The organism is Dryocola sp. LX212 (genome assembly GCA_041504365.1).
In the GTDB taxonomy this organism is placed as follows: domain Bacteria; phylum Pseudomonadota; class Gammaproteobacteria; order Enterobacterales; family Enterobacteriaceae; genus Dryocola.
Window position 1 is genome coordinate 180,727 of record CP167917.1, and the last position, 13,228, is coordinate 193,954.

12 protein-coding genes are annotated in these 13,228 nt (G+C 56.3%); 6 read left to right on the top strand and 6 right to left on the bottom strand.

The features are described from left to right. Positions 1-80: 80 nt before the first annotated feature. Positions 81-1,361: a dicarboxylate/amino acid:cation symporter gene (locus tag ACA108_00875; GenBank protein XEX96129.1), complete on the top strand. Its 1,281-nt coding sequence runs from the start codon at positions 81-83 to the stop codon at positions 1,359-1,361. 204 nt (positions 1,362-1,565) lie between these two features. Then, positions 1,566-3,050, top strand: a complete 1,485-nt coding sequence (locus tag ACA108_00880) for a M16 family metallopeptidase (GenBank protein ID XEX96130.1) — start codon at positions 1,566-1,568, stop codon at positions 3,048-3,050. Positions 3,051-3,121: 71 nt separating this feature from the next. Here the strand turns inward: ACA108_00880 and ACA108_00885 are convergent, their stop codons facing one another. Then, positions 3,122-4,060, bottom strand: a complete 939-nt coding sequence (locus tag ACA108_00885) for a sugar kinase (protein XEX96131.1) — start codon at positions 4,058-4,060, stop codon at positions 3,122-3,124. A 234-nt stretch (positions 4,061-4,294) separates the two neighbouring features. Here ACA108_00885 and pdeH point away from each other — a divergent pair, with 234 nt between their 5' ends. From pdeH to ACA108_00900, 3 genes are all read left to right on the top strand, one after another. Next, positions 4,295-5,068: a cyclic-guanylate-specific phosphodiesterase gene (pdeH, locus tag ACA108_00890; protein ID XEX96132.1), complete on the top strand. Its 774-nt coding sequence runs from the start codon at positions 4,295-4,297 to the stop codon at positions 5,066-5,068. Between the two features lie 62 nt (positions 5,069-5,130). Then, the gene (locus ACA108_00895; GenBank protein XEX96133.1) at positions 5,131-7,197 is read left to right on the top strand and encodes an AsmA family protein; all 2,067 of its coding nucleotides are present in this window, start codon (positions 5,131-5,133) and stop codon (positions 7,195-7,197) included. Positions 7,198-7,276: 79 nt separating this feature from the next. Next, entirely contained in the window at positions 7,277-7,444 is a 168-nt protein-coding gene (locus tag ACA108_00900) for a type II toxin-antitoxin system CcdA family antitoxin (protein XEX96134.1), read from the top strand. A 178-nt stretch (positions 7,445-7,622) separates the two neighbouring features. On the opposite strand, the gene ACA108_00905 is transcribed toward ACA108_00900, so the two are convergent. The 3 genes from ACA108_00905 to ACA108_00915 form a co-directional block, all read right to left on the bottom strand. Beyond that, a complete protein-coding gene (locus tag ACA108_00905) occupies positions 7,623-8,948 on the bottom strand; it encodes an MFS transporter (protein XEX96135.1) in 1,326 nt (441 codons plus the stop codon). Positions 8,949-9,290: 342 nt separating this feature from the next. Then, the gene (gene yhjD / locus ACA108_00910) at positions 9,291-10,355 is read right to left on the bottom strand and encodes an inner membrane protein YhjD (GenBank protein ID XEX96136.1); all 1,065 of its coding nucleotides are present in this window, start codon (positions 10,353-10,355) and stop codon (positions 9,291-9,293) included. 47 nt (positions 10,356-10,402) lie between these two features. Beyond that, entirely contained in the window at positions 10,403-11,302 is a 900-nt protein-coding gene (locus ACA108_00915; protein ID XEX96137.1) for a LysR family transcriptional regulator, read from the bottom strand. Positions 11,303-11,421: 119 nt separating this feature from the next. On the opposite strand from ACA108_00915, the gene ACA108_00920 reads away from it, so the two are divergent. Continuing rightward, positions 11,422-12,180, top strand: a complete 759-nt coding sequence (locus tag ACA108_00920) for an SDR family NAD(P)-dependent oxidoreductase (GenBank protein XEX96138.1) — start codon at positions 11,422-11,424, stop codon at positions 12,178-12,180. 315 nt (positions 12,181-12,495) lie between these two features. Here the strand turns inward: ACA108_00920 and ACA108_00925 are convergent, their stop codons facing one another. Continuing rightward, positions 12,496-12,894: a YdeI family stress tolerance OB fold protein gene (locus tag ACA108_00925; protein XEX96139.1), complete on the bottom strand. Its 399-nt coding sequence runs from the start codon at positions 12,892-12,894 to the stop codon at positions 12,496-12,498. A gap of 121 nt (positions 12,895-13,015) precedes the next feature. Further along, on the bottom strand, positions 13,016-13,189 hold the full coding sequence (locus tag ACA108_00930) for a DUF1127 domain-containing protein (protein ID XEX96140.1): 174 nt from the start codon (positions 13,187-13,189) through the stop codon (positions 13,016-13,018). Between the last annotated feature and the right edge of the window lie 39 nt (positions 13,190-13,228).

A 13,228-nucleotide genomic window follows, 5' to 3' on the forward strand; every position in this document is an offset into this window, starting at 1 on the left:
ACGTTCATGAGTGGTAATTTTTCCCCGCAGGCCGCACGGCTGGTCGCGGTGCTGCGGAATTTACCTCTCAAGGACACCCTATGAAACTCTTCAAAAGCCTCTATTTCCAGGTACTGACCGCTATCGCCGTCGGTATTCTGCTTGGTCATTTCTACCCGGAAATCGGCGCGCAGATGAAACCGCTGGGCGATGCCTTCGTTAAGCTTATCAAAATGATTATCGCTCCCGTCATCTTCTGTACCGTCGTCACCGGCATTGCGGGGATGGAAAGTATGAAGGCGGTGGGGCGCACCGGCGCCGTGGCACTGCTCTATTTCGAAGTGGTGAGTACCATTGCCCTGATTATCGGCCTCATCGTGGTCAATGTGCTGCAGCCGGGAGCGGGGATGAATGTAGACCCCGCGACGCTGGATGCGAAAGCGGTGGCAATGTATGCCGAGCAGGCGCAGCAGCAGGGGGTTGTCGCTTTCCTGCTTGATGTGATCCCCGGCAGCGTCATCGGCGCCTTTGCCAGCGGCAACATTTTGCAGGTGCTGCTGTTCGCCGTGCTGTTTGGCTTTGCCCTGCACCGTCTGGGGAACAAGGGCCAGCTGATCTTCAACGTGATTGAGAGCTTCTCGCAGGTCATCTTCGGCATCATCAACATGATCATGCGCCTGGCCCCGATTGGCGCGTTCGGCGCGATGGCCTTTACCATCGGCAAATACGGCGTCGGTTCGCTGGTGCAACTCGGCCAGCTGATTATCTGCTTCTATATCACCTGTATTCTGTTCGTGGTGGTGGTGCTGGGCTCGATTGCCCGCGCGACCGGCTTCAGCATCTTCAAGTTCATCCGCTACATTAAAGAAGAGCTGCTGATCGTGCTGGGAACCTCTTCTTCCGAGTCCGCGCTGCCGCGTATGCTCGATAAGATGGAAAAGCTGGGCTGCCGCAAGTCGGTGGTGGGGCTGGTTATTCCAACGGGCTATTCGTTCAACCTGGACGGCACCTCCATCTACCTGACGATGGCGGCGGTATTTATTGCCCAGGCCACCAACAGCCACATGGATATTTTCCACCAGATCACGCTGCTGGTCGTGCTGTTGCTTTCCTCAAAAGGGGCGGCGGGCGTAACGGGCAGCGGGTTTATCGTGCTGGCGGCCACCATCTCCGCCGTAGGCCATTTGCCGGTGGCCGGGCTGGCGCTGATCCTCGGCATCGACCGCTTTATGTCCGAAGCGCGCGCGCTGACCAACCTGGTCGGCAACGGCGTAGCGACGGTGGTGGTGGCGAAATGGGTCAAGCAGCTCGATGAGAAACAGCTCAAAGAGATGCTGGATAACAAACATTCTGCCAAAAAAGTGACCGAAGTCTCTTCATAACCTCTTCAATTGCCCGCAGCGACTTGCCCTTGCTGCGGGCGACTCGGCATAATCCCCTCATACTTATCTTTTTTATTCTTTAAAAGTGACGTTTGCGCGTATCCGCGGTCAAACGGAGTGGTGCTTTGTCGCCAGCGAAGGTCAGTTTTGCTAACACTGCGCCATCGTTACACTTTTTAACCAGGAATGTTTTCAGGGGTTCACATGCAGGGCACCAAAATTCGACTCTTAGCTGGCGGATTGCTGTTGGTCGCCGCCGCCGGTAACGTGCAGGCAGAAGCGCTACAGCCCGACCCGGCATGGCAGTCCGGCCAGCTGGCCAATGGTTTTCAGTGGCAGGTGCTCGCCACACCGCAGCGCCCAAGCGATCGTGTAGAAGTCCGACTGCTGGTGAATACCGGCTCCTTAACCGAGAGTACCCAGCAGAGCGGCTACAGCCACTTCATGCCGCGCCTGGCTTTGACCCAGCACGGCAGCCTGCAGCCGCTGCAGGTGCGCTCTTTATGGCAGCAAAGCACCGATCCGGCGCGTCCGCTGCCGCCGGTGGTTGTCTCCTATGACTTCACGCTGTTTAACCTCAGCCTGCCGAATAACCGCAATGATTTACTCAAAGAAGCGTTGACGTTTCTGGCGGACAGCAGCGGCAATATGGCGGTAACGCCTGAGACCGTGAACGCCGCGCTGCAAACCCAGGATAGGGTCGCCAGCTGGCCAATGGACACCCAGGACAGCTGGTGGCGCTACCGCCTGAAAGGCTCCACGCTGCTGGGCCACGACCCGGCGCAGGATTTAAAGCAGCCGGTGGATGTCGAACAGCTCAAGGCCTTTTATGAGAAATGGTACACCCCGGACGCGATGACCCTCATCGTGGTGGGCAACGTCGACAGCCGCAGCGTAGCGGAACAGATTAACAAGACTTTCGGCACGCTCAAGGGCAAGCGCCAAACCCCGGCCCCGGTGCCAACGCTCTCTCCGCTCAAACTTGAGCCGGTCAGCCTGATGACCAACAGCGTGCGCGAAGACCGCCTGTCGCTGATGTGGGACAACCCATGGCAGCCGATTCGTGATTCCGCGGCGCTCCTGCGCTACTGGCGTGCCGATCTTGCCCGCGAGGCGCTGTTCTGGCACGTGCAGCAGAACCTCAGCAAAAATAATCCTAAGGATCTGAATCTCAGCTTCGACTGCCGCGTGCTCTACCAGCGCGCCCAGTGCGGGATTAACATTGGTTCACCGAACGAAAACCTGAATGCTAACCTCTCCACCGTGGGCCGTGAACTGGTGCGCGTGCGCGATAAAGGGCTTTCCCAGCAGGAGTTTGATGCGCTGATAGCCCAGAAAAACGACGAGCTGACCAAGCTGTTTGCCACCTATGCCCGCACCGATACCGACGTGCTGATCAACCAGCGTTTGCGTTCGCTGCAGAATCAGGTGGTGGACATCGCGCCGGAGCAGTACCAGAAGCTGCGCCAGGACTTCCTGAGCAGCCTGACGCTGAATATGCTCAACCAGGACGTGCGCCAGCAGCTGTCCCAGGAGATGACCCTGGTGCTGCTGCAGCCGAAAGGCGAGCCGGAGTTCAACATGAAGGAGCTGCAGGCGACGTGGGATAAGGTGATGACGCCTGTCGCGGTGCAGCCGCTGACGGACAATCCTAAGCAGGACGTGTCGGATATACCTCCGGCCCAGTAGCCACTGCGGTGGATGACGCTAATGCTTATCCACCCTACGGTTTTGCGATCGTAGGGCGGATAAACGCAGTGTCATCCGCCGTATGGCATTGCACTTTTAGGAATAATAGCCCCGCGGTACTGAATCACGGTGCTGGCGGTTAAATGCCCGCGTTTGGCTGCCTCTTCGGCGCTGCCCCCGGTCAGGCGTACGGACAAATAGCCCGCGCTGAACGAATCCCCGGCGGCCGTCGTATCAACCACTTTCTCTTTCGGTAATTTCACCGCCGGAACCTCCAGCGTTGCTTCACCCTGAATGGCCACCAGGCAGGACTCTGCGCCGCGCTTGATGACCACTTCCTGCACGCCTGCGGCCTGAGTGCGGGCAATCACTTCTTCCGCTGGCTTCTCGCCCCACAGCAAATCTTCGTCGTCCAGCGTCAGGAAGGCAATATCGGTGCGGCTCAGCATCTGCTGATAGACCTTCTGCGTCTCTTCTTTGCTGCCCCACAGGCGCGGACGATAGTTGTTATCGAAGATCACTTTACAGCCGTTCGCACGGGCTTTTTCCAGCAGCGCCATCAGCTTCTCACGGCTGGCTGAATTAAGGATCGCGAGGCTGATACCGCTCAGGTAGAGATAGTCAAACTGAGCAAGCTCCGTGCAGATCGCTTCAGCCTGCTCGCTCTCGAGCCAGAAACGGGCCGCCGCTTCGTTGCGCCAGTAGTAGAAGGTGCGCTCGCCGCTGGCGTCCGTTTCGATGTAATAGAGGCCCGGCAGGCGGTGCTCCAGCCGCTGGGTGAGATCGGTGCGAACGTGTTCGTCGTGCCAGGCATCCAGCATCTGCTGGCTGAAGCTATCTTCGCCCAGCGCCGTCACGTAATGCACTTCCAGCTCCTCTTCGGGAACCTGACGGGCGATATAAACGGAGGTATTAAGGGTATCGCCGCCAAAGCCGCGGCTGACTTCCGCACCCTTTTGCGACAGTTCAATCATGCATTCGCCGATAACGGCAATTTTCCGGGTTGGCATAAGTAGGTAACCTGATTTTTTTAGAATTGCGGCTAGTTTGGGGGGCGACTAAAAATGAGTCAAACAATTTAAAACGACGTTTCGAAAAACTTTGAGCCAGGCCAATTTTCTCTCTTCACCGGTAAATTCTGCCAACAGGACGAACCACTGACGATGAACATAAAGTTATCAATCGTCACGCCGATAACCTTTCGACGGGCCATCTGAGTTATCAAGTCAAACAGGACGTACAGGATGAAGTTGAAGCAGATCACTCACCGGCTTAATACGGCTGAAGCGAGTATCGAAAGTTTGCAGGAACGGCGGTTTTGGTTGCAGTGTCAGCGGAAATATACCTTTCAGCCGATCTATAAAATCGACGGAACGCTGATGGCGGTAGAGCTGCTGACGGTGGTGACGCATCCGGGCGAGGAAGGCATGCGCATTCCACCGGATCGCTATTTCGCGTCCATCTCCACCTCCAGCCGCCTGAAGGTGATTGAGGAGCAGCTGCATCTGCTGGGGGAGTGGCAGGCGGTGTTCCTCGGCCACGGTATTCTCGCCTCGGTGAACGTGGACGGCCCAACGCTGATGGCGATGAAATATCACCAGCCGATTCTGGCGCTGATCGATAAGCTGCCGTGGGTACGCTTTGAACTGGTAGAACACATCACCCAGCCGCAGGCCGCTACCCTTGCGCGGATGCATGAGTTTGGCCCGCTGTGGCTGGATGATTTCGGCACCGGCATGGCGAACTTCTCGGCCCTAAGCGAAGTGCGCTATGACTACATCAAAGTTGCCCGCGACCTGTTTATCATGCTGCGAAAAAGTGAAGAGGGCCGCACGTTGTTTACCATGCTGCTGCAGCTGATGAACCGCTACTGCAAAGGTGTGATTGTCGAGGGTGTGGAAACAATCGACGAATGGCGTGACGTACAGGCTTCGCCAGCGGTGGCCGCCCAGGGCTATTTTCTGTCACGACCCGTGCCTTTTGAACACCTTGAAAACGTTTTGATTCGCCTTCCCTGATGCCGTTTTGGTGACCCTAAACTATCTTTAGTTAAGGCAAGTCACACAGGAAGGTGAAACACATGACAAGAACCGGCAAAATTATCAGTGCAGTCGTCGGGGTTTTATTGTTGTTGGTTGTGGTGGCAATCATCGTGATTGCGACGTTTGACTGGAACCGGCTCAAACCGACCATCAACCAAAAAGTCTCGACGGAGCTCAACCGCCCCTTCGCCATACGCGGGGATTTAGGGGTCGCGTGGGAGCGTAATAAAGAGGAAACCGGCTGGCGCAGCTGGGTGCCCTGGCCGCACGTTCATGCCGAAGATATTATTCTGGGTAATCCCCCGGAAATTCCTGAAGTCACCATGGTGCACCTGCCCCGCGTAGATGCCACTCTTGCGCCGCTGGCGCTGCTCACTAAAACCGTCTATATCCCGTGGATCAAGCTGGTGCAGCCTGATGCGCGGATCATCCGTCTTTCCGAAAAGACCAATAACTGGACGTTTAAGCTGGCGGGGGATGACAAAAAAGACCCGAACGCGCAGCCGTCCGCCTGGTCTTTCCGCATGGACAATATCCTGTTCGATAAAGGGCGCATCTCCGTTGACGATAAGGTCAGCAAGGCGGATATGGTGATCCTGGTCGACCCGCTAGGCAAACCTCTGCCGTTTAATGAAGTCTCCGGGGCGAAGCCAACCGGAAAAGACGCCGCGAAAGCGGGCGACTACGTGTTTGGCCTGAAGGTAAACGGGCGCTACAACGGCGAGCCAATCGAAGGGACGGGGAAAATCGGCGGCATGCTGGCGCTGCGCAGCGAAGGCGACACGGCCTTCCCGGTGCAGGCTGACGTTCGCTCCGGCAATTCCCGCGTCGTGCTTATCGGGACCGTGAACGACCCGATGAAAATGGGCGGCGTGGACCTGAGGCTGAAGTTCTCCGGCGACTCGCTGGGCAACCTCTACGATCTGACCGGCGTGCTGCTGCCGGATACGCCGCCGTTTGAAACGGACGGCCACCTGCTGGCGAAAATCGATACCGAAAAGGGTTCGGTCTTCCGCTATCTGAACTTCAACGGCCGCATTGGCGACAGCGATATCCACGGCTCGCTGACCTATTCGCAGGGCAAGCCGCGTCCGAAGCTTGAAGGCGACCTGGAGTCGAAACAGCTGCGGCTGGCAGATTTAGGGCCGCTGATTGGCGTGGATTCCGGCAAGGGCGCGCAGCAGAGCAAGAAATCCGAAGAGAAGAAGGGCGAGAAAACGGTTCAGCCTGCGGACAAAGTTCTGCCGTACGACCGTTTCGAAACGGATAAATGGGACGTGATGGACGCGGACGTGCGCTTCAAAGGCGGCCGCATCGAACACAGCGGCACCCTGCCGCTGAGCGATCTCTCTACGCACGTGATCCTGAAGAATGCCGACCTGCGCCTCCAGCCGCTGAAATTTGGCATGGCGGGGGGGACCATCAGCGCCAATATTCATCTGGAAGGGGATAAGAAGCCGATGCAGGGGCGGGCGGACATTCAGGCGCGCCGTCTGCAGCTTAAGCAGCTGATGCCAAAAGTAGAATCCATGCAGAAAACCCTCGGCGAGCTGAACGGCGATGCGGATCTTCGCGGCCAGGGCAACTCCATTGCAGCGCTGCTTGGCAGCAGTGACGGGAACCTCAAGCTGCTGATGAACGACGGGCTGATCAGCCGTAACCTGATGGAAATTGTTGGCCTTAACGTCGGGAACTACATCGTCGGGGCAATCTTTGGCGATGACGAGGTGCGCATCAACTGCGCCGCCGCGAACCTTGATTTACGCAACGGGGTGGCAACGCCGCGCATCTTCGCCTTTGATACCGAAAACGCGCTGATCAACGTGACGGGAACGACTAACTTCGCCAGCGAGCGGCTTGATCTGACCATCGACCCGGAGAGCAAAGGGATCCGCATCATGACCCTGCGCTCGCCGCTCTACGTGCGCGGCACGTTCAAAAATCCGGATGCGGGCGTGAAGCCCGGGCCGCTGATTGCCCGTGGCGCAGTCGCCGCCGCGCTGGCAACGCTGGTCACCCCGGCCGCCGCGCTGCTGGCGCTAGTCTCGCCGTCTGAAGGGGATGAAAACCAGTGCCGTAATATTCTGGGGCAGATGAAGAAGTGATATTGCTTAAATAATTTTTACGATCTAGATTCCCTTAAACACATGGACTCGTCATGTGTTTAAGGGAAAAGGAAAGGCCATGGAGCAAGGAAAGAAACCAGATCGTTGCATAAAACCATTTGTCGAATTGAAAAGTAAATACATAAAACAGCAACATTGGAAGGAACATAACCGTGAGGGGCTTCAGGAGCTAAACCGTATTACAGAGATAAGCGGGAACTTTGCGAATGAACACCGGAAATTTTGATGTTAGTAAACATACTCACAAAATAGAAAAGTAATAAATTTAATAGAGTATTTTTCATCAAGAATATGAAAAATAGTGTCGGAAGGCGCCAGGCTTTTCCGACCTACAATTTCACAAAGTATTAACTTATTACGTGAAATTATAGGGTGGAAAAGCGCTGGCGCCTTCCACCAAAAGGTTACAGCGACTGGTGACGAGTCTCTTTGGTCAGCAGCAGCGCAATCAGCGTCAAAACGGACATGCCCGCCAGATAGACACCGACGTAGAACAGGCCGTAGTTGGACTGCAGCCAGGTGGCGATATACGGCGCGACGGATGCGCCCAGAATCGACGCCACGTTATAAGAGAACGACGCACCGGTGTAGCGCACTTCCGTCGGGAAAAGCTCCGGCAGCAGCGCGCCCATCGGGCCGAACGTCAGGCCCATCAGGCTCAGGCCAATCAGCAGGAACGCCATCACCAGCGCTTCGCTCCCCGAGCCCAGCAGCGGCTGGAACAGGCAAAGCGCAAAGATAATCATCAGGCTGGTAATCACAATCATGCACTTGCGGCGGCCAAAGGCATCCGCCAGGTAGCCCGCAATCGGCACCATCACGCCAAACCCAATTACCGCCATCATCAGCATCCACAGCACGTCGTTGCGCGAGAAGCCCAGGCCCACCGGGATAGCGGCGGTGCTGTAGGTCATGGAATACACCGTCATGATATAGAACAGCGTGTAGGTGGCGAGCATGATAAACGTGCCCAGAATCGTCGCTTTCAGATGCTTGCTGAGCAGCGTGCCCATCGGCACTTTCACCTGCTTGCCCGCTTTGGCGATTTTGGCAAATACCGGCGTTTCATGCAGCGAGACGCGAACGTACAGGCCGATAATCACCAGCACCGCAGAGAGGATAAACGGCACGCGCCAGCCCCATGACATGAACTGTTCGTCGGTCAGCAGCCAGGAGAGCAGCAGGAAGGTGCCGTTGGCAAAGAAGAAGCCGATTGGCGCGCCGAGCTGCGGGAAGGAGCCATACAGCGCACGTTTACCCTTTGGCGCGTTCTCCGTTGCCAGCAACGCGGCACCGCCCCATTCCCCGCCCAGGCCAAGCCCCTGACCAAAGCGCGCCAGCGCCAGCAGCATCGGGGCCAGCACGCCGATAGTTTCATAGCCCGGCAGCAGGCCAATAATTACCGTGGAGACGCCCATGGTCAGCAGCGAGGCAACCAGCGTCACCTTGCGGCCCACGCGGTCGCCGAAGTGACCAAACAGCGCGGAGCCAATCGGGCGGGCGACGAAGGCGATGGCAAAGGTCGCCAGCGACTGTAGCGTGGCGGCCGTCGGGTCACCCTGTGGGAAGAAGATGTGCGGGAAGACAATCACCGCTGCGGTGGCATAGATATAGAAGTCGAAGAACTCAATGGCCGTGCCGACCAGAGAGGCAACGACCACTTTTCCCCGTGAGTTGACCGGCGTGCTCTCAGTCTCGGTATCGATAGATGTGGCAATAGATGCTTGCATAATTTTTTCTTATTTATATGGCGACGAAGGGCCATATTACGCACAGCAAAAGCCTGATTTCAACGCGGCAGGCGGCCCGGGCGTGCTCGAAAATTGGTCATAAAGCGAATAATTTTCATCCCGAGGTGGAAGCAGCTCATATATTCTTATATTCACTAATAAGGCAGATAATAAAGCTGCTTTTGGGTTAAATAAAAGTTACAGGCTGGATTTATGTTCTGGGGTGGCTGTCGGGGCTGGATACAATTTTGGTGGATTGTGCCTGCGCTTATCCACCCTGGATAATGCTGCGATTCGTAGGGGATAAGCGCAGGCGTCGTTCACCGATATGTTTCAAATACGTTATTTATGGGTTTTCCCGGGCATCCTCGGGTCGTCTTTGTACTCCGCCGTGGCAATCCACGCCGCGCAGAACAGCGTTAAGCGGGCGAAGAAATAGAAGAAAGCCATCAGCCCCAGCACGGAGCCAAAGGCCGCGCCGGATGGCGAGCTGACCAGTTTTGGCAGGCTGTAGGTCATGATGATTTTAATCACCTCAAAGCCGATGGCGGCAATAAACGTGCCGCGTATCAGCGCCTTTTTACGCGGGCGGTGGCGCGGCAGACGCCAGAAAATCCAGAAGAACAGCAGGTAGTTGGCGGCAATAGAAATGGCGAGGCCGATCAGGTGCCAGGCCGGTTTCAGCCACTCAATGCTGTCCAGATGCAGGAAACTAATGATGGTCGCCTGCGCCGAACCGGCAATCGACGTAATGGAAAGCGTGACGACCAGCGCCACCAGCAGGCCAATCAGCGAGATAAAATCGCGCAGATATTTCACCCAAAATTTTTCCTCGTCCTTTGGATTGCGCTCCCACCTGTCACGCGACTGTGCGCGCACCGCCTCGCGCAGATTTCCCATCCAGTTGATGCCTGAGTAAAGCGCAATCAGCAGGCCGACCAGCCCGACCGTGGTGCGCTGCTGCACGGCGGTATTAATAATATTCTTCAGCGTTGCCGCAAGCGTGGGGTCGCTGACGTTGGTGAAAATCTTGTTGAAGATATCCTGCAGCAGCGTCGGGTGAGAGGCGAGAACATACCCGCCAGCGGCGAAGGCCACCATCATGATGGGGATGAGCGACAGGAACGAGAAGTAGGTGATCGCCGCCCCGAACTGATTGCCCAGCCGGTCGTTGAAACGTTCGGCTGCGCGTATCAGATGGGCAAACATCGGTCGTCTGACCGTTTTGTTCACGGTATCAATGGTGTGGTTAACCGTCGCGTTGCTGGTCTTGATTTTTACCAGCGGGTCCGCGTTGTCCGGCTGTTCCGCAGGCGCGGCTGCGGGTTTGGGGTCCGTCTGAAACTGGGCGACCGGCTCGTAATCGAGCGAATCGGTAGGACGTTTTTCCTGATTATCCGGCATCAATGGTTCCTTATCTTTGGGCTGGACGTTAGGGAATTATAGCCCGAACGCTAATCGACATAGGATTTCATTGCCCCGGTGAGCCATTCCATAAACAAATGTACCCGCCGCGACAGGTTGCGGCGATGGGGATACAGCAGCGAAACGGGCAGGGGAGCCGCACGATACTGGGGCAGGATCTCAATGAGTTTTTTGCTTTTGAGGTGCTCTTTCAGGCCGATCCGCGGCGCCTGAATAATCCCCAGCCCGGCCAGACACGCGGCCTGGTACGTCTCCGTGCTGTTGACGGTGATCACCCCGCCGGTTTTTATCCACCGAGCTGATTTCTCCTCCCAGACCTCAAACCCCTGCGGGCGGGTGCCGAGATTGACGGCGTAATGCACCACGGCATGTGAGGCGAGATCCTCCAGTGAATCCGGGTAGCCGAAGCGCGCCAGATAGTCCGGGCTGGCACAGTTAACCTGCGTCAGTTTGCCAACCGGGCGTGCCACCAGACCTGAATCCTTCAGGTGTCCAACGCGTACCACGCAGTCAAAACCTTCCCGCACCACATCAACCAGCCTGTCGCTGCTACTTAGCTCCAGTTCAATCCCCGGATACTGCTGCAAAAAAGCCGGCAGTTTGTTCAACACCAGATTTCTGGCCAGCGACACGGGCATGTCCACGCGCAGACGTCCGCTGATGGTGGAGGGATCGTGCAAAAAAAGACCATCCAGCTCTTCAAGGTTGGCGAGCAGATCCCGACAGCGTTCGTAATAGACCATACCGTCCTGGGTTAACTGTACCCGGCGGGTGGTGCGATAGAGTAAACGTGTGCCCAGCGCGCTTTCCAGCGCCTGGATCTGCCGGGATACGCTACCTTTAGGTAGCCCGAGGGTGTCGGCGGCACGGGTAAAACTCTCCAGTTCAGCCACCCTGATGAACAGCTGCATTGCCTGTATTTTATCCACTAAAAACCACCATTGTTGTTTTAAATAAAACAGTGATGCGCATATAGCCATCTTTATTGATTTTTTAGCATCTAATAAGCTGTATCTCAATCACCATACAGCAACTAACGAGGCAAACTATGAAACAAACCATCGCAATAGTGACCGGCGGCAGCCGTGGGTTAGGGAAAAACGCCGCGCTGAAGCTGGCGGCCAGGGGCATTAATATTCTCCTCACCTATAACAGCAAGCAGCAAGAAGCGCAGGACGTTGTGCGTGAACTTGAGCTTAAAGGCGTGAAAGCGGTAGCCATTCCGCTGAACGTCGGCGAAAGCGCCAGCTTCGCGGCCTTTACGGCGGAAGTGAAACAGCAGCTGCATGATGTGTGGCAGCGCGACTCGTTTGATTATTTAGTAAACAACGCCGGTATTGGGCTGGACGCGTCGTACGAAAAAACGACGGAGGCGCAGTTCGATGAATTAATGAACATCCACCTGAAGGGGCCTTTCTTCCTGACTCAGCACCTGCTGCCGCTGATGAAAAACGGCGGGCGCATTCTGAACGTCTCCACGGGGCTGACCCGCTTCGCATTCCCTGGCAAGGCTGCATACGCCACCATGAAAGGGGCGATGGAAGTGCTGACGAAGTATCAGGCCAAAGAACTAGGCGAACGCGGTATCTCGGTAAATATCATTGCGCCGGGGGCGATTGCCACAGATTTTGGCGGCGGCGTCGTGCGGGATAATGAGCAGGTGCACAAGGCAATTGCGGAACATACCGCCCTGGGCCGCGTCGGCCAGCCGGATGATATCGGCGATGCTATTGCGGCAATTCTGAGCGATGAAATGGGCTGGGCCAACGCGCAGCGTATCGAGGTATCCGGCGGGATGATGCTGTAGGTTTGTTCCTCTCCCCTTCATGCGTCAGGGTGGGATATGCTAATTTGCTGGCATTTCGTTCACCCGTACGTCTGGCTATCTCTGCTGCCGTTGCGAACGGTGAACGTGCCAGGAGGTTTACCGCCGCAGGTGGCGATTTATTGCCGGGAGTCGGGAGCCCAGAGGGTGTGACGGCGAACACCCTATGGACGTTCACCGGTTCGGTAGCAACATATGCCATCTGATGCAAAGTGAACGGCACCTTCTCGATCTCGCCAGTAACTGTTTCAAAGATCTATATAAGAGACAGCCCTGCGGGGGAGCGAATAAAGCTCGCTACTGCTTCTGCAGGTGATCCACTTTCATCACGGCGGGCTTCTGCTTTTTATCCAGCGTGCCGTTAATAGCAACCAGCTGGTCGGGCTGTATGCTGCGGCCATCAAACACTGCCAGCGGGATGCTGACGTCCAGGGTGCCGCTCTTGTCTCTGAACTGGTACCGATCTTCCCCCGTTTTCTTAATCAGGTTACCGGTCAGCGAGACGCTGGCGCCGTCATGCATTGCCTTCGCCTGCACCACGGTCATCCCCTGCGCGTCTTCCATGCCGCGATAGCCTTTATCCATCGCATGCGGTGACGGTGGGGCGGCGTCCGTTTTTAGCCCACCCTGATCGTCGGCCAGTACAGAGCAGCTGAATAAGGCGGTGAATCCTGCAATAACCAGAACTTTCTTCATCGTTTCTCCTTAAGCTTGAGCTTTGGGTACACCCTTTAAGCCTGGCATAAGGTCGGAAAAACGTCTTTCTCTGGCCGGTTGTTAAAAAAGCGGCGCCGGAGATTAGCGCCGTCAGGCGTATTTATTTCCTGCGTGATAGGTCATCCGGCGTCAGTCCAATGTCTCTTAATTGTTCCTTACTCAGCTTCTGTAATGTGCGCTCCGTCTGGCGCAGCAGCCTTTTGTGCCGAAAATACTGGTAGATCATAATGAAGCCATAGAACGGTCTGCGAGCGCGGTTTTCTTCAAAGCCCATGATGTTTCTCCTCTGGTCGGTTCGAGGTTAATCATGCGC